Below are 21,247 nucleotides of genomic sequence, written 5' to 3' on the forward strand. Positions count from 1 at the left end.
TCAATTTAAATCAATATGTTAACTTATTATCTTAGTAGTAAGTGCTTAGTATAAAGTAATAAGTTGTAAAACTTAATGCTGATTACTTGAGACTTAGGTACTAATAGATCTTGAAACAAGTTTAGGATTAACAGCTTAAGGTGGTTATAGCATCGGGGCTCACCTCTTACCATTCCGAACAGAGAAGTTAAGCCCGTTAGCGCCAATGGTACTACAATCGTGGGAGAGTAGGTCGCCGCCTTCCTTGAAAACCCTTCATTATTTAATGAAGGGTTTTTTTTATGCCTAAAATCTAAAAAAACTAAAGGGAATTCCTTGATTTAATAACTCTTTTATACGACTCCTTGGTAGATACTATCCATATCTTGGATCTTGAATATAATCTTGCTTAACAATTTTGATCACCTCAATACTTAGAAACCCAAACTCTTCTACTACTTTACCATACATGCGATAGATACCTTTATGCTTAAGTTTATACTTTTCTTGTATAGGTGGAAATAACACAGTATCAAATATATCTCCAAATTGATCTAAAAAAGTTCCAAAAGCCATACGTTTACCCTTTGAAGTGTTGGTGTTTTTCATAGCGATTAAATATCCATAAATATCAATCTTCTTATTTAAGTATTCTTTTAATTGATTAGCTCTATTTTGGTTTACAGGCTTCGAAGTCATTATCTCATAATATCCGCATAGAGGAAATCCAAAGGATTCGATTTGTTCAAATGCATTTTCTAATTTAGATATTTTAAATTCTGGTAATTTATATTCTATTCGTTTTTCTTCGAATAAAAGAGGTTGGTTACAATCTGGAAGAGTATCATTTAATTTAAAGTGTGCTTGCCATAATAATTCATGTTTGTTCTTTTGAGTAAAAGCAAAAGCATTTATTTTGATTAATATACTTATTTGTTCTATGCTAATAGGTACTCTATCCATAAAATCATTAAGGGAAGAATACATTCCGCGTTGTTTTCGTTCTAATAATATGAACTCAGAGATTTTATGCTCCAGATTTCGTAGTATACCAAATCCTAGATATATAGTTTTTTTGTGTAGTACATGTTCGTATTGACTGATGTTAATAGAAGGGGTTAAGATGTTTGCACCTAGTAGTTTAGCTTCGTTTAGATACACTTCAGAACGATAGAATCCTCCACCATTATTTAGTGTTGCTACTAGATATTCTAAAGGGAAATAAGCTTTTAAAAATAGGCTTTGATAACTTTCTACAGCATAAGAAGCGGAATGCCCTTTTGGAAAAGCGTATCCGGCAAAACTTGCCACTTGATCCCATATTTCAAAAATTAATTTTTCTTCATACCCTTCTGTTCGACAATTTTGAATAAACTTTTTTTGTACATCTTTAAACTCTTTTCGAGATCGAAATTTACCACTCATTCCTCTACGTAATACGTCAGCTTCATCAAGAGTGAGTTTAGCAAAAAGATGAGCTACTTTAATAACATCTTCTTGGTATACCATGATTCCATAAGTATCTTTCATCAAATCAAGCATGATAGGATGTGAATTCTTTCGCCTTTCTTTATCATGTTCTCTTAAGATATATTCTCGCATCATTCCACTTTTAGCTACTCCAGGCCGTATGATCGAACTTGCAGCAACTAGTCCTAGATAGTTATCTGTTTTGAGCTTGCTTAATAGCATGCGCATAGCAGGTGATTCCACATAAAAACAAGCTAAACATTTTGCTTCCTTTATTAATGAATTGATATTAGGATCTTTTTTGAACTTTTTGATATCATGAATATCAAAATTGGCTTTTTCTGGCTGATTATATTGAATAATATTAATTGCTTCTTTGATTTTAGCTAAACCTCGTTGACCTAAAATATCAAATTTATATAAACCTAAATCTTCCGCAATAATCATATCAAATTGTGCAGTAGGAAAACCTTTGGGAGGTATATCTGTAGCAATATAGGAATGAAGCGGTTTTTCACTAATTAGTATTCCACTAGAGTGGATACTGATGTAATTGGGTATCCCCTGAATTAGCTGACTATAAGTAATTACTAGTTTATGAATATGATCTATAGAATTATAATCATAATTACCTTCACTGAGTTTGTCAATCTCGAATTTGGGTAAACCAAATACTTTGCCTAATTCTCTAACAGCGCCTTTGTAATGAAAAGTAACATATGTTCCCAATAATGCTACGTGATCAAATTCTTCAAAGATAAACCGTGTAATATCTTGCCGATCTCTCCAAGAGAAATCTATATCAAAATCTGGAGGACTAGTACGATGCGAATTTATAAATCTTTCAAAATATAAATCTAATTCGATTGGATCTACATCTGTAATCCTAAGTAAATATGCAACAATACTATTAGCCCCACTTCCACGTCCTACATAATAATAACCTTTTTCGTGAGCGTATGAAATAATTCTCCAGTTGATTAAAAAATAGGAAACGAAATTCATTTTGGTAATTAAAGCAAGCTCTTTTTCTAATCGATCCCGAACTTTTTTGTTAGGATTTTTATATCGATAGGGAAGGCCTTTTTTACACAGTTTTATCAATAATTTATTATCTTCTTCAATACTACCGGTGTAAGTTTTTTGATTTAAAGAAGGTTTGTTTTTAGAAAAGTCAAAATTGATAGAACATTCTTTAAGTATATTTTCGGTATTTCTGATCATGAAATCAAATTCAGTAAATTGGTTTTTAATTTCAAGATTTGATGTCATTTTTTCTGAAAAACAAGCTTGTTGCTGCTCAGGCAAACGACTGAGTAAAATGTTATTGTCGATAGCTCGTAGTAAGCGATGTGTATTAAAATCTTTTTTGGTTCTAAAAGTTACGGGCTGAAGTATGACAAGTTTTTCTTTTAGTTTTCTGTATACCGAAAATCTTAGTTTTGGGATTTCTTTTATGGAGACACCTATAAATTCATTTGATAAAAATTTAGTTTTTTTTATTTCTACAATATACATGAAAGGATATATGATAAATGCATTTTTAAATTTTGGAGCATTCAGAGGGAAATCAATTTTATTGTGAGAGTGATAAGACAAAAAACTATTTAATTCTTTATACCCTTGATTGTTTTTAGCAATACCGACATATAGTTGTCGGTGATTATTTCTAAAATCTATACCTACAATAGGTTTGATTCGATATTCTTTAGCTTTTCGGATGAAATTAAGGCATGCAGTTGTATTATTAATATCAGTTAGAGCTAAACAGTTGATTTGATTTTCTTTAGCTAATTCTAATAAATCTATTTCAGAAAAGGTTCCAAATCTAAGACTATAGTATGAATGGCAATTCAAGTACATGATTATTGTTTTCTATGTGCTAGTACAATAGGAGGTTGACCATTAAAGGGATTTTGCATTCTACCTATAGTTTTAGACCCCATTGCTACAGCTCGAATAACGCTTCGATCACCATATCGATCTCGGATGTGATCTAAAGCTTTATAAAGATTAAGTTGTTTTTCATTGTCTTCAAAGAGATTAATCTGATAATTACCACTTACCAAATGACTAAACCTGATACCTATTAATCGTACTAATAATCTTTTTTGATATAATTTTTCAAAGAGCTCCAAAATTTTAGGAATTAAAATATGATCTGCACTAGTATAAGGGATCTTAAGTTGTTTAGAGTATGTATTGAAATCAGAGTATCTAATTTTTACAGTAATACAAGCAGAGAGTTTATTTCCTCTACGTAATTGATATGATAGATTTTCTGTCATTGCCACAAGGATATTGCGCAGTTTGTATATATCTATGGTATCTCTATCAAATGTTCTTTCTGTGGAAATAGATTTACGTTCAGAAAATGCAATTACTGGCGTATTATCTATTCCATTAGCTCTTTTCCAAATTGTTAATCCATTTACTCCTAAAACTCTTTTCATAACATCGACAGGCATTTCTTGTATAGTTCTTACCTGTTGTACACCTAAGCTACGTAGTGTTTGAAAAGTTTTATCACCAACCATTGGTATTTTTTTGATTGATAACGGTGCTAGAAAAGGTTTTTCTGTACCAGTATCAATTTTTAATTGATTGTTAGGTTTAGCTTCATTTGTCGCTACTTTAGAAACTATTTTATTTTGTGCAAATCCTAGAGATATTGGTAGACCGGTTTCTGAAATAATTTTTTGTCTAAGTTCTGATGCATATTTATATGCTCCAAAAAATTTATCCATTCCTGATAGATCAGCATAGAACTCATCAATGCTAGATTTTTCGAAGACAGGAACTTTTTCTTTAATGATTTCTGTTACCAGATCAGAGTATTTACTATATGTCCCGGCATTACCTTTTATAATAGTAGCTTCCGGACATAGTTCTTTCGCTATTTTCATAGACATTCCTGAATGTACGCCGAATGTTCTGGTTTCATAACTGCAAGCTGCTACAACACCACGATCACTAGTACCACCTACTAGTAAGGGTTTGTGTTGTAAAGAGCTATCAATAAGACGTTCTACTGATACATAAAATGTATCGAGATCAAGATGTAGTATAGTTCTCAATTAATTATAATTTGGAATATTTCCAAATTTATGGAATATTTCCACAAAACACTTATAGGATCTCTATATTTTATTCACAATAGGCCAAAAAAAAACGGTATCTAAAATAAGATACCGTTTCAAAAAATTTTATTTTGGGGCTACAAAATAAAATTCAATTGTATTAATTTTCTGTATATCCAGCAAATTGTTGCATAGCACTTTTAGTAAGTTCTTTAGCTCTATTTACATAGAAATTTTTTGTATCATTAAGTGTTTCGTTTTGTAAGTCGTTTTCACTTCTTAAGTAGTCTTTTTGAGATTCGAATATTGATTCGTCATCAAAAGCGATACTTAATTCCTGAAGAGCACTTTCCAGATTTTTTAAAGCTTGTTCTGCTTTTACTTTTACTACTGTTTGTTCTTTTAATTCTTCTGCACGTTGTGCTTCGAATTCAGCTTGAGCTTTTTGTTGCTCTGCTATTTGTTGTTGTAATTTTTGTTGTTCGATTTCTAATTGACGTCTTTGCGCTTCTAATTCTTTCTGTTTTTGAGCTACTTCTTCAGAAGCAATTGCAATAGCTTCTTCTTCTGCACTAGCAACATCCGTATAGTCATCACTACTGCTACCATTAGCTTGACAATTAGTTAATTGTTCTAATAATTTAGGACCAAGTTCTTTAGCTTGCTTTGCATAATATCTGCTACGCTCATAAGTATCTTGATCTAGAGAACTTACCATATTTGTTTTAGCCTCATATGCCGTTTCATTAGCTTCTGAACAACCACACTTATCTGCAAGGTTTTCTACTTTTTCAAAAGCTTCTATAGCTTTATCTGCATATTCCTGAGTATGAAATACATTATTTGCTCCGTGCGCCTTTTTAGAATGCGAATATGCATAGCTAGCAGCGGTTAACGCATCTTCATAAAGATTTTGGGCGTTAGTTTGAGAAACAAAACAAAGTAAAAATAAAATTGATGTTATTCTTTTCATTTTTATGGGGCTTTTTAATGAACAGTACAAGTATACAATATTTTATAAGTAACATCCAAAAATAAATGTCATTAATCGATGAAATGCGCACTTTATCTTAATTTTTATGGCTAACCCATAAACAAAGTGATAGATATCCTACTGTTCTACGGGGCTGCGTATCACAATATTTTATTAATAACGAGGTTACATATATGGTATTGCATTCTTATGAGTATAAATTATAAATTTAACGTTTTACCAAAGTTATTATGTAAGTTTATTATGTATATTACGCCTTATTCCCTATGAAAACACTTATTATATCCTCAATAAACCATAATCTAAATAATGCTATTGCTCTATTAGACGCGATAAATTTAGAAACTTACTGTGATGCTTCTGTTGGACCATATTATTCAAGTATTGGTTCTCATATTAGACATACTTTAGATTTTTTTGATTGTATTATCAATGGATTAGATACTAATGATATTGATCTTACTGCACGTAAGAGAGATGAAATTTTATCTACTAATATAGAAGCTGCTAAAAATCACATGTATTCACTTCAGAAAACGTTACTTTCTTATGTAGACGTAAATACGGATTATTTGATTCACGTTACTGATAATATGGGACAAGGAAAAGTTACAGTTAATTATACCTTAGAAAGTATTTTAGCACATGCCAATAGTCATGCAATTCATCATTATGCAACGATAGGATATATACTTAATCAATTAGGAATTGAGTTAAAAATTTCTGGATTTGGATACAATCCTACCACTCCTGTAAACAAGAGAGAGGGAATCTAATACAGAATACCTTCTATCCAAATTTATTCAGACTGTTTTTTGTATAAGAGATTCCTACTTTTATAGTGTATTCAATGTAGTATGTATCTTTTATATAGGACAACATTATCCGAATTAAAATTTATCTCTATATTTGAGTTATACTTTAATAAAAAGATATGTTTTCTAAGGCTTGTGAATATGGTATTAAAGCTTCTATCTATATAGCGCAGCAATCGTTACAAAATAAACTTACTAATCTGAAAACTATAGCTAATGAGATTGATTCTCCAGAAGCTTTTACCGCCAAAATACTTCAAAAACTAGTTAAAAATAAGATTTTAGATTCTGTAAAAGGGGCTAAAGGAGGTTTTCTGATTGAAGAAATAAGAATAGATCAGATATCGTTAGGAGATATTGTATGTGCGATTGATGGTGATTCTATTTACACTGGATGTGGCTTAGGATTAAAAGAATGTAATGCTCATAAACCTTGTCCAATACATAATAAAATAGTACTAGTAAGGAAGGAATTAGAAAAAATGCTTTCTGGTACAAATCTGTATGAATTAGCGAATGGATTAGAAGTAGGAGCCACCTATTTAAATAGAAGCGAAAGGGTGCTTTGAGATTACATAGCCTATCGGGTTATGTTTTTAATTGAAGCAATAAAGGAGATTCGTAATATATATGGATAAGTAAAAATTAAATAACCAACTATGACCACAAAAAAAATATTATTACTTCTTACTTTTTTTACAGTTTTTACGATTAATAGTCAAAATAAAAAGATACTCTGCGAAGAAATAGATAAGAAGTTTCTAACCATTGATAATTGGGACAAACAACTAGAGTTTTTAAAACAAATGATGTCTAAAGTCAATGATTCTTGTAAAATAGAACTTTTAATAACATCTGGTTTTATATATAATAAAAAAGAAGAAAAAGATTCGGCTATTTATTATTATGATAAAGCAATAATCTTAGGGAAATCTATTGAATCAAATGAGCAGTTAGCAAATGCATATGCTAAAAAAGCTTATACATTATTTAAAACTAAAAAAAGCAAAGAGGCAAGAAATTTTTTAAAAAAAACAAGTAAGTTGTTAAAAGGTTTTCCAGAAAATCCAGGATGGTTTGCATATTATGAAACTTATGCGAATATGGCGGAAAATGAAGGTAATCATGAACAATCCCTAAAATACATTGATTCTACAATATTATTTTCTAAGAGGACAAAAGACACTTTGGATTTGCCGAATAATTATCACAATAAAGGAGTATACTTATTACGTCTGTCAAGATATGAAGAGTCAGCTGAAAATTTGTTACTGGCTGTAGAACTTAAAGAAAAACAAAAAAATCCCAATCAGTTGGCGGCAACTTATTTTGTGTTAGGAGTTGGCTATATTCGATGGGATCAGCATGAAATAGGAATGAAGTATCTAAGAAAAGCTATATCAAGAGCTAGAGAAGAAGGTAATAAATATACTCGATTACTTAGTTATTCACAAATGGCTCATTGTTATAGAGTTTTAAAAGAAAAAGAAAAAGCTTTAAAGGCTATTGATTCGGCTCAAGTATTAGCCAAAGAACTCAATGATGATTCTCAATTAGCGCAAACATATGTGGAAAAAGGTTGGCTCTTTATAAAAAGCTTTAAAGATTATGATCGCGCTGAAATTTCTTTTTTAAAAGGATATGAAAAAGCTAAAGAGGCCGGTATAGATATGACTATATATCCTTCTGTAAGAGGTGTTATAGAATCTTATTTGTATAAAAATGAGTATAAAAAAGCGAAAAAATATTTTAAACCTTTTGAAGAAGTAACAAAAAGACTTGGAGATCTTCGTTATAGACAGGAGTATTATAAAAAGTATAGTGAATACTATGAAAAGGCAGGAAAATCAGACTCTGCTATGAAATACTTGAAAAAATACTTTATTATAAAGGATTCTATATCTAATACTAAGGTTAAGACACAAGTAGCTGATTTAGAAAAAAAGTACGATACAAAGAATAAAGAATTAGAGATAGTATCGTTAAGTAAGGAAAATGAACAACAACAACAGATTGCTAAGGAAGCTAAAGCTCAGCAAAACTTATATTTGTTAGCAGCTGGCTTTTTATTGTTTTTATTAGTAGCTGGTGCTTGGGCTTTTAGAAAGCTGAGAAAACAACAAAAGGAACTCACTTCTACAAACCAAGTTAAAAACCGCCTTTTTTCTATTATTGCTCATGATCTAAGAGGGATGATTATTCCTTTTCAACGATCAGGTAAAATACTAAAATATCATATCGATAAGGGTAATCACGAAAAAACAATAGAACTTTCGCAAGCTCTAGAAAAAAACTCAGAAAGTCTTTCTAATATGTTGGATAATTTATTGAATTGGTCATTAGAACAAATGGATGGATATAAGATGAATCCTGAAACAATATCAGTGGGAGTACAGTTAGGTGAAATTATTTCTGGATATGAACAACAAGCCTCTTATAAGAAAACTAAGATTGATTTAAAATTTAAAGAAGATTTGAATATTAAATTTGATAAGGGAGCTTTTCATGTGATTTTTAGAAACCTAATAGGGAATGCTCTTAAATATACTGAAGGAGGGAATATTCGAATAGAATTTACAAGTGAGAATGATATGTTTTTATGTTCAGTAACTGATACGGGAATAGGCATGTCTGTGGATCAACTACAAAATATTTTTACTTTGGAAGAAAAAAAATCTACGATCGGAACACAAGGAGAAAAAGGAACAGGACTGGGACTTAACCTTGTATATCGATTTATAAAAATGCATAAAGGAACAATCAACGTTTCTTCGGAAAAAAGAATTGGTACTCGGTTTGATTTAAGTTTTCCAGCCGTAAAACAAGTACTCAATCAAAAAGAAGGACGAAAATCTATTTCTGCATAAAATAGAGGAGACAATCGAATGTAAAACAACTAGCGATGACCACACAAAAACTCTTATACTCGTTTCTTCTTCTAATAGGTATTACTACACAGGCGCAAACAGAAAATGATTATTGTGAATTATGGCGTAAACAAATGGATACAATTTCAAGCTCTGAAGCATTATTTAGGCTTAGTAATCAAACTATTTCTAAAGTAGATGATGAATGTAAGATAGAAATTTATTTAGCATTAACTCACACATATAAGTATATTGAAAAGTTTGATGAAGCATTAAGTAATTGTAATCAAGCTATCATACTGGGAGAAAGCCTCAAAAAAGAGACATCACTTTCAAGCTTATATGTAGAGAAGGCTAATATTTTATTATCTCAAAACCATAAAGATAAAGAAGCTTATGTGTGGCTAGATAAAGCTAAAAAAATATTGGATAAAGATTTTAAAAATGAAGCGTGGGTTCTTTATTATAATACGAAGGAATTAGTAGCAAGGAAAAGTAACGAATATAATAAAGCAATCATATATGCGGACTCGGTTATCGGTTTCTTAAATAGAACTAATAATGAAATTGGAATACCAACGCGATATCAAAACATAGGCTTGTACCACTTTAATTTATCGAATTATGAAGAATCAGCTAAAAATTTACTAAAAGCAATCCAGCTTAAAGAAGGTCAAAATAATATTTTAGACTTAGAGGATATATACTATTTTTTAGGTCGTACCTATTTAAGATGGGGACATTACGATACCGCAATAAAATATATAAATAAGAGTATTCCAATTGCAAAGAAAAGAAGAGATAATTATGTTTTATTATTATGTTACGCTGAACTGGTTAAATGTAACCAGAAGTTAAATAAAAATGATGATGCAATTAAAGTTGCTGATTATGCATTAAAATTAGCTCGTGATCAGAAAGATTATGTTCAAATCGCCGAATTGTTAAAAGAAAAGGGATGGATATACTTTGAAAACCTTAAACAAAACGATAAGGCAGAGGTGTATTTTAAAGAAGCTTACCAAATAGCTAAAAAGTCTAAAGATGATTCAACACTATATGCTAGCATCAGAGGCTTAATAGAAATTTATCTTCATGAAAAAAAATATAAAAAAGTGAAAAGCTACTTGAAATCTTTTGAGAATATAACTAATAAGATTAATAGTATACATTTTAAACAAAAATTCTATCAAGTTTCTAGCAGATATTATGAGAAAACAGGTCAATCATTCTTAGCCTTAAATCAACTAAAAAAATATTATTCAATAAAAGACTCTATATCCAGCGAACAAGTAATGATTAAAGTAGCTGATCTCGAAAAACAATATGATACTAAAAAGAAAGAATTAGCGATAGTATCTCTTAATCAAGAAAAAGAAGAACAGGAACAAATAGCCAAACAAGCTAAAGCTCAACAAAACTTATATTTATTAGCAGCTGGATTTTTATTGTTTTTATTAATAGCTGGTGCTTGGGCTTTTAGAAAATTGAGAAAACAACAAAAGGCACTTACCTCTACAAATCAGGTTAAAAATCGTCTTTTTTCGATCATAGCTCATGATCTAAGAGGTATGATTCTTCCTTTTCAGCGATCAGGTAAAATACTAAAATATCATATCGATAAAGGTAATCATGAAAAAACAATAGAACTTTCACAAGCCCTAGAAAAAAACTCCGAAAACCTTTCTAATATGTTGGATAATTTATTGAATTGGTCGTTAGAACAGATGAATGGATATAAAATGAATCCAGAAACAATATCTATTGGAGGACAACTAAACGAAATTATTTCTGGATATGAACAACAAGCTTCTTATAAGAAAACTAAAATTGATTTAAAATTCGAAGAAGATTTGAAAATTATATTTGATAAAGGAGCCTTTCATGTTATTTTTAGAAATTTGATAGGTAATGCTTTAAAATATACTGAAGAAGGAAATATAAGAATAGAGTGTACAAGTAATGATGATATGTTTTTATGTTCAATTACAGATACTGGTGTAGGCATGTCTCAGGATCAGATTGAGAATCTTTTTACTCTGGAAGAAAAAAAATCTACTATTGGTACACAAGGTGAAAAAGGAACAGGACTAGGACTTAACCTCGTTTATAGGTTTGTGAAAATGCATAAAGGAACGATCACTGTTTCTTCAGAAAAAAGGATAGGAACCCAATTTGAATTAAATTTTCCCGTTTCAATATCTTTACAGAGTATGAAAGTAAATAATCCCAAACAGTTATCCGCATAGTTGTCATTTTATGAAAACAAAATACACATTCTTTTTAGCATTATTTTTTATAGGTTGTTTGACTCATGCACAAACAAAAAAAGAGTATTGTGAACAATGGAGAGCGGAAAAAGATACAATTTCGGATGTAGATTTTTATTTTGAATATAATAAGATCATGATGGCTAAGGTCGATGAAACTTGTTTGACGGATATTTATATGTCTCAAGCCTATATATATGAGATAAAAAAAAATACAGATTCTAGTTTATACTATTATGATAAGGTAGCAATATTAGCCAAAAACACAGATTCAGAAGAATTATTATTGTCTACATATGTATATAAAGCATATGCATTGTTAAATAATTATAGAAAAGATGAAACAATACCAATATTGCAAAAAGCCAGATCAATACTATCAAAAGACCCGGATAATAGTAGTTGGCATTTATATTATACGTTAAAATCGATGTCTGCAAGAGATGATAATGAGTACGGTAAAGCTATCAATTATATAGATTCAAGTATTGTTGTTTTGAAACGCATTAAAGATACTGTCAATTTATTAGATGCATATCAGAATAAAGGAGCATATTACCTTCATTTGGATAACTATACGAAGGCAGCAGAGATTTTTCTTCAAACTATCGAAACGGATGAAAAACCGTCTGATCTATTGCGTTTAATAGGTACCTATTATAATCTTGGTTTTTGTTATGTGAAATTGGATAAATCTGAAACTGCAATAAAATACTTTAATGAAGGGATTTTAAGGGCAAAAAAAATTGGTAATGATTATGAGATTGCTTCATTTCACTTAGCTTTAGCAGGAAGATATAGGGAATTAAAAGAATATGACAAGGCTATTGATAATGTAGACTCAGCATCGGATATATCTCAAAAAATGAAACACAATGATTTAATAATTGAAGGCCTGCAGCATAAGGGCATGATCTATTATGACTCTTCATTAGATTACGATAAAGCCGGAATTTGTTTTATTAAAGCTTATAAAATGTCTAAAGAATTAAATATCGAAAAAACACTACCTAGTCTTTTTGGTATAATAAAGGTTTATCTTAAAAAAGGAGAATACAATAAAGTTAAAGAATATTTAAAACCTTTTGAAGAAGCTGTAAATAAAATTAGAGAATTAGATTCTAAAAAAGAATTTCATAAAATATATAGTGAATATTACGAAAAAACAAAACAATTCACTTCGGCCTTGGAGCACTTTAAGAAATATCACTCTATAAAAGATTCTATATCGAGCCAAGAAGTGCAAACCAAGATAGCAGATTTAGAGAAAAAATATGACACCAAAAAGAAAGAATTGGCTATTGTAAATCTCAATCAAGAAAAAGAAGAACAACAATTAATTACAAAACAAGCTAAAACTCAGCAAAATTTATATTTATTAGCGGCTAGTTTTTTGTTTCTATTATTGTTATTAGGGGCTTGGGCTTTTAGAAAACTGAGAAAGCAACAAAAGCAGCTTGCTTCTACAAACCAGGTTAAAAACCGTCTTTTTTCTATCATTGCCCACGATCTAAGAGGGATGATTCTTCCTTTTCAGCGATCAGGTAAAATACTAAAATATCATATCGATAAAGGTAATCACGAAAAAACAATAGAAATTTCACAAGCTCTAGAGAAAAACTCCGAAAGTCTTTCTAATATGCTGGATAACTTATTGAATTGGTCATTAGAACAGATGAATGGATATAAAATGAATCTTCAAACCATATTGGTAAGTGAAGAATTAAAAGAAATTGTATCAGGATATAAACAACAAGCTTCTTATAAGAAAACTAAGATTGATTTAAAATTTAAAGAAGATTTGAGGATTACATTTGATAAAGGAGCTTTTCATGTGATTTTTAGAAACCTAATTGGGAATGCTCTTAAATATACTGAAGAAGGAAATATTCGTATAGAATTTAGCAGTGAGAATGATATGTTTTTATGTTCTGTAATTGATACTGGAATAGGAATATCTGAGAATCAATTACAAAATATTTTTACTTTAGAAGAAAAAAAATCTATTATCGGTACACAAGGTGAAAAAGGAACAGGACTGGGGCTTAATCTCGTTTATCGATTTGTAAAAATGCATAAAGGAACGATCAATGTTTCTTCAGAAAAAAGAATTGGCACGCGTTTTGACTTAAGCATCCCCATAACCATATCGCTGACTAAAGAAGAAGGGGCAATTTCTAAACCTTTATCAGCGTAAATAAAATACACAGATCATGAATATTTATATTGTAGAAGATGATATATTTCATCTAGAAGATATTAAAATCAGTTTAGAAGAATTAGGATATTCTTGTGTTGGTAATTCTGATGATCCTTTTGAAGCTCAGGAACAAATAGGAGAGCTAAAACCCGATGCCGTTATATTGGATATTCATCTTAATGGAAAAGAATCTGGAATAGCTTTGGGGAATAAAATTAAGACATTGTATGAAATACCTGTTTTTTTTGCAACCTCTGATAATGATAAGAATATCATGAGTAAAGCAGCAGATATCAATCCAGTAGCTTACTTAACAAAACCGATTAACAAAGATGATTTACAGGCAGCACTAATTCTTGCTAATAAAAAAGAAGTTACTTCCGAAAAGAATACTACCGATGAATCTGAAGATATATTTGTAAAAAGCGGAAATAAATTAGTGAAAGTAAATCTAGATACTATTCTTTTTGCACATACAGATTCAAAAAATTATTGCTCGATAGTTACTACTGATAATAAAAAACTATCTGTAAGATATTCCATTTTGAAACTAGGAAAGAAGCTTGAAGGTTTAGAATTTGTTCAAACACACAGATCATATCTCATTAATTGGAATAAAATAGATTCATTACATGAATATGATCAAACCATAGAAATACAAGGACATCATATTCCTATAGGGAGAACTTTTAAAGAACTTATATATAAACGATTAAAAGTGATCTAATAATTTTCAAATAACCTTATAAAACTTATTATATGTTCGATTGTTACTTTTGATAGTGTGTAAAAACCTATTCATTATTCTATTACAATTTTTATAAAAAGATTCATCAAACAAAAATTATAGTTTGATGAACCTTTTTGAACACACAAAAGCACGAAACTCTCAACTCGTATACTTTAGTTCTTTTTTCCATTAAACGACACACTCAGTATTTCACCATCTATTTCGAGATCATCAAATGTAATGTCAACTTCTAAATAAGAAGGGAATTCCTTTTCAATAATTACAGAAGTTTATATGAGGTCTTTTATTTTAGAATTAATTTAATTCCTAAGCCTGCATAAGGTGTTAATTCTCCAATTTCACTATTGAAATGATAGGTTTCATTTAGTTTTATATTTAAGGATATTACTGGAGAGATAAAAATATCTGCATCCAACCCCGCGTATGCTCCATAAACCACATTATTAGTTTCGATATTGAGAATTTGATTGTTTTCTAGAGTTTGATCACCATTGTTAATGCTCTCATAACCTATTGTACCTCCTGCTCCTAGTGATAGTGCAAAGGTTCTGGAATTGTTTCTTAGGATATCAAAAAAGAAACCTGCATTAAAAGAATACGTATTTACAGGAATATCTATATTATTTTGCTCTAAGTTAGCGAAACTACCTTGTATATTGAATTGAAGGAAATCAAACTCATTTACTTTATAATCTCCAGTTATCATTCCGCTAAAACCATCTTGTACAATACCGCCTGTTATCGAAAATGCTACTTTATGACTTTGAGCGGATAATGCATTAGCATATAAAAATAAAAGTAGTAGTATTACAGATGTATAAAGTAATTGCTTCTTCGTGTGTATCGAATTATTCATTGGTAATGCCTTTGAATTAAGTTTTATATTTAAAATTTTTGTAGAATATCAAACACTAATTAAGTATTTATTAAAACACGAAATAATTACTTTGGGATTTTGGTATGTATTATATGGATCAGTGTTTTGTTTTTTGGGTTTTTTGTTTGGTGAGTTAACTATGTATGGAATAGTTATTATATAACCATTCTTATTATATTAATTGATATTCATGAAAATATCCTCATCATATCACTAAGGACACGATGAGGATATTAGATTTGTTATTTTCTTCTAATCACAGTTTCTATGTGGACAAAAAAATTGCATATTAGAAGTTACGCCACAATCACAACCATCATAACCGCCATTTACAGCTTTCTGCGCTTCTTTTCTGAGTACTTTGACTCCTTCTAAGTTTAAAATGTTTTTTTTCATTGTGTGAAAGTTTAAGTTATTATAAATGTCTTTACACTATCGTAAAGTACATAGTTTACCAAATGGCGAATTTGGAAAAGAAGAACATTGATAATTATAACTAGCGGTAAGATCTACACAATCTCGATCATTATGACAAGGTAAAAGCAATCCTCCGTTAATCGTTTTTTGTTGCTCTTTAGTTAAGGCTGTTCCTAAGTTTGATAAATTAGTTATCATGATGTAAAATTTAAGTTAGTTTATTACACGTTGTAATAATTATACTTAAGGTATTATTTAGAAATAAGATACTATTCGTATAGTGGGTCTTTGGTCTAAAATTGTGGATGAACAACAGATTGATGTGGAGGTATATAAAAGAAACAGTAGTTATATATCGATTAAAGAATTCTAAATTGAAGCGTAATTCGGAATCACAAAAAAGGACAAGTAAAAGCTTTAAAAATTATTTAGATACTAAATAGGCTATTGTCATTATTCATTGGTTTGTTTTTTTTAATTGTATCTGGTTTTGTTTTTACTTTTGATGGAGTAGGAGTGGTTGTTGATTTTTGATCTGTACCAAGTTGTTCTCCCATTACTAAAGAAGGTATATTATCTTTTTTAGGTTTTGCAACTTTTCCTAGATTTAGAAGACTGGTATTATCAGTTTTTTTTCGTATTGATTTCGGTTTAGTTGCTTTTTTAGTCGTTGGTTTTACAGGAGTTTTAGCTGTATTAGGTTGTTCTTTTTCTTTTTTTAGTTCTTCTGCAGATGTTTTAAACTGTTTAATCGGAGATGTGGCAGTATTTGATTTTTTTTTGGTAGTAACACTTGGAACTGATTTAACTCTGGATTCTTCTTTTGGAACAGATATATCACCAAGAATTATGGAAGGTTTATTAGTTTTATTCTGTAGTATCCTGTTTTTTGAGGTTTCTGGTATTTCTGGTTGTTGAGATGAAGCAGGAGCAGGTTTATGTAGATCAGGATCTTCTCCTCTAAGCATCATTTCATCTTCTTTTTTGAATTGAAGCATCTCGTCTAAAGTGAAATGTCTTATAGGGACGTCTATAAAACCTTTTAGATCATCGAGCGAATTACCATTAAATATATGCTCAGATAACTGCAAACATTGTTTATGGGTTACATAGCGTTGTTTATGTATTTTGTGTAGTTGGATAGGATAATCTATTTTCCATTTATTGCGATCTTGCCAAGAAAAGATGGCGGTATATTTTTGTTCTTTATCTTGGTATAATTTTATACAAGAATCTTTATGGGCAGATGCTGTATTTACTACATTATATAATTCTTTACCAGAGATTTTTTGACCACTAATATTTATTTCTTTTGGAGTGTCTGTTATAGAGGATTTCATAATAGCGATAGTTATATATATTATTTTTTTACTGATGTTTCAAATTATAGATGTCTGTTTAAATAGGGATGATTTCTCTTTCATATTTAGTCTTATCATTTTGATTAAACAATGGTTGATGAGGTTCAAATATGGAAAGATCATACCTTGAAGACCAATGCAAATATTTATATCTTAGTTTTTTTAGTTCATTTGTATTAAGAGCAACATTGTTTTTTAATTTTTTATAAATTTCATCAAGAAAATCTCCATTAGGTATAAAATCTAGCATTGTGCCTTCAGTTTCACGAATAGGAAAATTTGACTTTATCTTTGCTAAATCAAAGTTTACACCATTTTGTATAGCTTTCTCTGTCATAATAGTTAAAGGGATATGGCTATACTCATTTTTTATCTTCTTTCTAGAACCTATAACTTTAAAATGATATTCCGTAGGTGGTACATTAAGGTTATTACTCTTTTTAGCAGGTTCTAAAGAGACTACTATATTATTCGCAGTATCATTGGTGTTCTCTTTATACCATCCGTCTTCAACGAATCTATCTTTAACTTTAGTAGCGATCATTTCTTGTTGTTTATATTCTTGTGATGGTATACTTTGACTTGCAATATGAAAAAAACTTTCACTTAAAAAGAGTATCATTTTATCTTCAGAAAGATTATTAGCGTAGCCACCACCTATATCCGAATGTACCCCTGGTATTACTAAAGTTTCTTTAAAAGTTTCTATAGAATTTCCTAGGTAATCTTCACCAAATGTCCCACTTTTTAAAGATGTTAATTTTCCGTTTACAATAATTGGAGAATGTATTGGTGTGATAGAAAATTTTTCTCGATACTCATCCGAAGCTACGATGTGAAAAGTGTTTTTTACATGATTAATATTCATTAATCCTAACTCATTGACGTCATTGCTGCGATTAATGCCGTAAGAAGATACTGTTTCATATAAACCTGCAAATTGCCAATCTATATTCACTTCTATAGTTTTAGAGTTGTTGTATTCATTATTTAAGATATTACACAGAAAATGAAATAAACTGTTGTATGTATTGTTATCCCAATACGTTTTGCTTTCTGAATTGATGTTAATAAAATGCCTTGCTGCTGCAGCTCCTCTACTGAAACCAAAAACATCAAAAGTAACATTTATAGTCCCTATTTTTTCCTTATCTACTATATTGAAAATAGCTTTTACTGCTTCAAGAGTCCCTAATTTAACTCTTCTTTCTACACCAGTGTTTCCAGTTCCCAGAGCAAAACCTAATAAATCATCTCTTTCACCAGCAGTAGTACCTATGCCGTCTACATAAATATTTAATCCATCTTTTTCTTCATCATTTAAAAATCCTTTATAGAAATTTGAGGCTCTGGAAACATTTGAGTGGTCATTTGTATAACTGTCATCTTCGTACAATGGATTTTTCTCATCTACGTTAAATCTATTATTCCCAGTACCATCAAAAAACATTCCCATAGTTACTTGAATAGTCTCACCTTTACAAGCAGCCATGTTTCCACTAGCCTCATTTGGTTTAACAGGAGAGCTAGGATTAATAGTACATGACACAGTACTACTAGAATTATTACTATTACTTTGGCTCATTATTATTTATTTTAATTAAAGCTCTCCTTCTTGCTCTTCTTCTATAGGTAATCTAGACTTAAACTTAATAGTAGTTTTATCTTTTAGTGTTTCTGTTTTCCTATTCCCATCGGCATCCAATGCGTAATTAGGATCGCTGACGTCATAAGACTCACCTTTTTTAAAATCAGGACTATCACCTTGTAAGGTTATATTTTCAAATAAACCATTTCTGACAGTGCTACGTCCACTGTTTTCAATAGGATCATAATGAAAAGAACGTTCTTGTAAATCTAAATCTACGATGGCTCCATCTGCTTTTCCATTTGCTTGGATAATAAGATCAACTTTAATATTAGGAGGAATGAAATCCACTGTGATGATATCACCATTTTTATATTCTTCTCCTTCATCTGGATCTTGAGCGTAAATAGCATATATTCTTAATATTTTTGGTTCTGTATTTCTGTCGTTTAAGACATCATCCAGACTACCAAAAATATTACCCGATCCATTGTTGTTTGTCCCATCTCCATTCTCATTATCCTCATCTTTGATTTCTCTAATAACATTCGTAAAAACCTCGCCTTTAGGAAACCCATCAGCTACATAACTTAACCCGTCCATTGATGTGTTTAGAGTTGATAGGTTATTGGATAACTTATTTAAAGATTCACCGTATTTAGCACCAATTTTTCCTAAATATTTATTTTTTAGACCGTCTATAAAACCTCCAAAATCACCGATAGATTTTAATGTTAATGAAGTTTTATCTATATCTTTCTGAAGATCATTAGACTCTTCATTATATTTTTTTAATTTTTCGTAATATCCTAATTCTTTAAGCTCTTCTTCAATGGAAGCTTGGACTTTACTGTTTAGTGTATTTCTTTCATTTTGTATGATTACTTTTGTCTGATCAGCAGTACTTCCTTTAGGGTCGTTTATTAGTATGGTATCCATATTATCCAAAAGCTTTAGTGCTTCCTGAGTATCTTGGTTTTTATCCAAACCTAAATCTTTACTAGTATCAGATAACTGATCAAGATATGTTTTAGTTGTATTATTTTCTTTATCCGAAGTGGTATTAGGCAACGAAGTGGTATTTTCTACAACATCATCTTTATTAGTGGATGTTATCTCTTTTTCTACTTCGATTTCTCTGACAGTTGTGGTAGGAGTGATTTTAGAGTTTATAAAATTTTCATACTCCTTGATAGCCTCGTTGGTTCCTTCATCATATAGTGATTCATTTCGCTTTTCTTCTTCTGCATTTTGTAAATCAATCTCATCTTTTGAAGTTGTAACCTGTATTTCTGTTTCTTTTTTTGTATTCGTTGGAGGTGTGTATGCTTTACCGGTAAGTTTTGCTTCAATCTTTTTTTTGAGTTCTGTAATCTCTTTGTCTAAATCTTTAACTCTGGAATCCGTTTGCTTTTTTAGTTCGTTTAGTTTTTGAACCTGAGTATCTAATGAAGTTGCAAGATTTGCTGCTTGAGTATTTTCTAATACAGGTTTTAATCCGTCAAAAGCCCCTGTAATACCTTCTGTTACATCTTTTAAAGCTTCCGTAGTTTTTTTTACAACACTATTGGCAGCGCTATTAATTTTTGCTTTTGCATTATCTACAATATTTGGTTTCTTGTTAGCTGGAGGAACAGTCTTAACGGGATTAAAGTTAAAGGTGATTTTACCGCTTCTTGCCGTACAATCAAATTCACTGTCCTCTACTAGCGGAACTCTTTTGACCACATTTAGTGTGCTTTCTGCAGGTAGCTTCCATTTTCCTGTAGGTACGCAAGCCAGACATTGTCCCATATAATTACATCCAGCAAAAGGTACAATGTGTGTAGAAGGTATTATATCTTGTTCTGTACTGGCAAGTCCTTTGCTTATCCCAACACTTTTTATAGGAGTACTCATAACAGATGGAGCTCCTCCAACAGATTTAGTACATAGAATCTGAACACTTGTATATGAAATTCGTACTTCTTTTGTCTCTGTTGCCATGGTAGTAGTGTTTATATATTATTAGGCGGTGTTTTTTATATCTGAAAATAATTGTCTGATTTTACATTCTTATTAATTTGGGTTGCAGGTTCTTTTTTTGGTGTTTCAATATTTGCTTTTGTTTCCGGTTTTGATATACTACCCATTTCATCTTTAGGATGATCTTCTAATTCAGAAGTAGTATCTTCTTCTTCAAAAGGATCCTCTCCTCGCAGCAGCATCTCTTCTTCTTTTTTAAACTCAATCATTTCATCCAATGTAAAATCTTGAATAGGTACCTCTATAAAACCTGGAACATCGTCAATATTTCCTTTTTCAAATAACTCTCTAATGATGGCTACACATTGTTCTTTGGTAGCATAGCATTGTTTGTGAACCTCCCTTAATTTTATAGGAGAATCTATTTTCCATAAAGATGGACTTATAGGGCGCAAATAAATTAAGTATTTAGAAATAGATTCTTTGTATAATTTAATCTCTGTGTACTTATTGTTTGACAATACTTCTAATATTCCACTTAATTCTTCATATAAGATTCTTTTATCTTTAATATGAATATTATTAGTTATATCCTTAATGAATAATTTCATGA

16 protein-coding genes and 1 rRNA gene are annotated in these 21,247 nt (G+C 30.3%); 7 read left to right on the forward strand and 10 right to left on the reverse strand.

Translation table 11 applies throughout. The annotated features are described in order from the left end of the window. The first annotated feature begins 136 nt into the window (after positions 1 to 136). Positions 137 to 244: ribosomal RNA gene (rrf, locus tag Q0975_RS21285) — 5S ribosomal RNA — on the forward strand. A gap of 110 nt (positions 245 to 354) precedes the next feature. Here the strand turns inward: rrf and dnaE are convergent. The 3 genes from dnaE to Q0975_RS21300 all read right to left on the reverse strand — a co-directional run bounded on the left by dnaE (position 355) and on the right by Q0975_RS21300 (position 5,502). After that, entirely contained in the window at positions 355 to 3,312 is a 2,958-nt protein-coding gene (gene dnaE / locus Q0975_RS21290) for a DNA polymerase III subunit alpha (RefSeq protein ID WP_299440396.1), read from the reverse strand. A gap of 2 nt (positions 3,313 to 3,314) precedes the next feature. Beyond that, entirely contained in the window at positions 3,315 to 4,526 is a 1,212-nt protein-coding gene (gene dinB, locus Q0975_RS21295) for a DNA polymerase IV (protein WP_299440398.1), read from the reverse strand. A 163-nt stretch (positions 4,527 to 4,689) separates the two neighbouring features. After that, the gene (locus tag Q0975_RS21300) at positions 4,690 to 5,502 is read right to left on the reverse strand and encodes a hypothetical protein (protein ID WP_299440400.1); all 813 of its coding nucleotides are present in this window, start codon (positions 5,500 to 5,502) and stop codon (positions 4,690 to 4,692) included. 287 nt (positions 5,503 to 5,789) lie between these two features. Between Q0975_RS21300 and Q0975_RS21305 the strand changes: the two genes are divergently transcribed. The 6 genes from Q0975_RS21305 (at position 5,790) to Q0975_RS21330 (ending at position 14,402) form a co-directional block, all read left to right on the forward strand. Beyond that, positions 5,790 to 6,299 carry a DinB family protein gene (locus tag Q0975_RS21305; protein WP_299440402.1) on the forward strand — a complete coding sequence of 170 codons (510 nt, stop codon included), beginning with the start codon at positions 5,790 to 5,792 and terminating at the stop codon, positions 6,297 to 6,299. A gap of 158 nt (positions 6,300 to 6,457) precedes the next feature. After that, positions 6,458 to 6,907 carry an Rrf2 family transcriptional regulator gene (locus tag Q0975_RS21310; protein WP_299440404.1) on the forward strand — a complete coding sequence of 150 codons (450 nt, stop codon included), beginning with the start codon at positions 6,458 to 6,460 and terminating at the stop codon, positions 6,905 to 6,907. Between the two features lie 90 nt (positions 6,908 to 6,997). Then, on the forward strand, positions 6,998 to 9,205 hold the full coding sequence (locus Q0975_RS21315; protein WP_299440406.1) for an ATP-binding protein: 2,208 nt from the start codon (positions 6,998 to 7,000) through the stop codon (positions 9,203 to 9,205). 35 nt (positions 9,206 to 9,240) lie between these two features. Continuing rightward, the gene (locus Q0975_RS21320; protein WP_299440408.1) at positions 9,241 to 11,454 is read left to right on the forward strand and encodes an ATP-binding protein; all 2,214 of its coding nucleotides are present in this window, start codon (positions 9,241 to 9,243) and stop codon (positions 11,452 to 11,454) included. A 10-nt stretch (positions 11,455 to 11,464) separates the two neighbouring features. Then, the gene (locus Q0975_RS21325; protein WP_299440410.1) at positions 11,465 to 13,672 is read left to right on the forward strand and encodes a tetratricopeptide repeat-containing sensor histidine kinase; all 2,208 of its coding nucleotides are present in this window, start codon (positions 11,465 to 11,467) and stop codon (positions 13,670 to 13,672) included. A gap of 16 nt (positions 13,673 to 13,688) precedes the next feature. Further along, on the forward strand, positions 13,689 to 14,402 hold the full coding sequence (locus Q0975_RS21330) for a LytTR family DNA-binding domain-containing protein (RefSeq protein ID WP_299440411.1): 714 nt from the start codon (positions 13,689 to 13,691) through the stop codon (positions 14,400 to 14,402). A gap of 307 nt (positions 14,403 to 14,709) precedes the next feature. Here the strand turns inward: Q0975_RS21330 and Q0975_RS21335 are convergent, their stop codons facing one another. From Q0975_RS21335 to Q0975_RS21365, 7 genes are all read right to left on the reverse strand, one after another. Then, positions 14,710 to 15,282: a conjugal transfer protein TraO gene (locus Q0975_RS21335; RefSeq protein ID WP_299440413.1), complete on the reverse strand. Its 573-nt coding sequence runs from the start codon at positions 15,280 to 15,282 to the stop codon at positions 14,710 to 14,712. Between the two features lie 273 nt (positions 15,283 to 15,555). Next, positions 15,556 to 15,699, reverse strand: coding sequence for a hypothetical protein (locus tag Q0975_RS21340; protein WP_299440415.1), 144 nt, complete (start codon positions 15,697 to 15,699; stop codon positions 15,556 to 15,558). 36 nt (positions 15,700 to 15,735) lie between these two features. After that, on the reverse strand, positions 15,736 to 15,918 hold the full coding sequence (locus tag Q0975_RS21345) for a hypothetical protein (protein WP_299440417.1): 183 nt from the start codon (positions 15,916 to 15,918) through the stop codon (positions 15,736 to 15,738). A 230-nt stretch (positions 15,919 to 16,148) separates the two neighbouring features. Next, positions 16,149 to 17,060 carry a hypothetical protein gene (locus tag Q0975_RS21350; protein WP_299440419.1) on the reverse strand — a complete coding sequence of 304 codons (912 nt, stop codon included), beginning with the start codon at positions 17,058 to 17,060 and terminating at the stop codon, positions 16,149 to 16,151. A gap of 58 nt (positions 17,061 to 17,118) precedes the next feature. Continuing rightward, complete coding sequence (locus Q0975_RS21355; protein ID WP_299440421.1) at positions 17,119 to 18,666, reverse strand: DUF2235 domain-containing protein; 1,548 nt, start codon at positions 18,664 to 18,666, stop codon at positions 17,119 to 17,121. A 15-nt stretch (positions 18,667 to 18,681) separates the two neighbouring features. Next, a complete protein-coding gene (locus tag Q0975_RS21360; RefSeq protein WP_299440423.1) occupies positions 18,682 to 20,655 on the reverse strand; it encodes a PAAR-like protein in 1,974 nt (657 codons plus the stop codon). Between the two features lie 35 nt (positions 20,656 to 20,690). Continuing rightward, positions 20,691 to 21,245, reverse strand: coding sequence for a hypothetical protein (locus tag Q0975_RS21365; protein ID WP_299440425.1), 555 nt, complete (start codon positions 21,243 to 21,245; stop codon positions 20,691 to 20,693). Between the last annotated feature and the right edge of the window lie 2 nt (positions 21,246 to 21,247).

Origin of the sequence: uncultured Aquimarina sp., assembly GCF_947500065.1 — a bacterium.
Lineage (GTDB): Bacteria > Bacteroidota > Bacteroidia > Flavobacteriales > Flavobacteriaceae > Aquimarina.

Coding starts and splice junctions, on each gene's coding strand:
- Q0975_RS21360 (WP_299440423.1), bottom strand. CDS start 20,655: ATGGCAACAGAGACAAAAGAAGTACGAATTTCATATACAAGTGTTCAG.
- dnaE (WP_299440396.1), bottom strand. CDS start 3,312: ATGTACTTGAATTGCCATTCATACTATAGTCTTAGATTTGGAACCTTT.
- Q0975_RS21355 (WP_299440421.1), bottom strand. CDS start 18,666: ATGAGCCAAAGTAATAGTAATAATTCTAGTAGTACTGTGTCATGTACT.
- Q0975_RS21340 (WP_299440415.1), bottom strand. CDS start 15,699: ATGAAAAAAAACATTTTAAACTTAGAAGGAGTCAAAGTACTCAGAAAA.
- Q0975_RS21325 (WP_299440410.1), top strand. CDS start 11,465: ATGAAAACAAAATACACATTCTTTTTAGCATTATTTTTTATAGGTTGT.
- Q0975_RS21350 (WP_299440419.1), bottom strand. CDS start 17,060: ATGAAATCCTCTATAACAGACACTCCAAAAGAAATAAATATTAGTGGT.
- Q0975_RS21320 (WP_299440408.1), top strand. CDS start 9,241: ATGACCACACAAAAACTCTTATACTCGTTTCTTCTTCTAATAGGTATT.
- Q0975_RS21345 (WP_299440417.1), bottom strand. CDS start 15,918: ATGATAACTAATTTATCAAACTTAGGAACAGCCTTAACTAAAGAGCAA.
- Q0975_RS21305 (WP_299440402.1), top strand. CDS start 5,790: ATGAAAACACTTATTATATCCTCAATAAACCATAATCTAAATAATGCT.
- Q0975_RS21335 (WP_299440413.1), bottom strand. CDS start 15,282: ATGAATAATTCGATACACACGAAGAAGCAATTACTTTATACATCTGTA.
- Q0975_RS21310 (WP_299440404.1), top strand. CDS start 6,458: ATGTTTTCTAAGGCTTGTGAATATGGTATTAAAGCTTCTATCTATATA.
- Q0975_RS21365 (WP_299440425.1), bottom strand. CDS start 21,245: ATGAAATTATTCATTAAGGATATAACTAATAATATTCATATTAAAGAT.
- Q0975_RS21300 (WP_299440400.1), bottom strand. CDS start 5,502: ATGAAAAGAATAACATCAATTTTATTTTTACTTTGTTTTGTTTCTCAA.
- Q0975_RS21330 (WP_299440411.1), top strand. CDS start 13,689: ATGAATATTTATATTGTAGAAGATGATATATTTCATCTAGAAGATATT.
- Q0975_RS21315 (WP_299440406.1), top strand. CDS start 6,998: ATGACCACAAAAAAAATATTATTACTTCTTACTTTTTTTACAGTTTTT.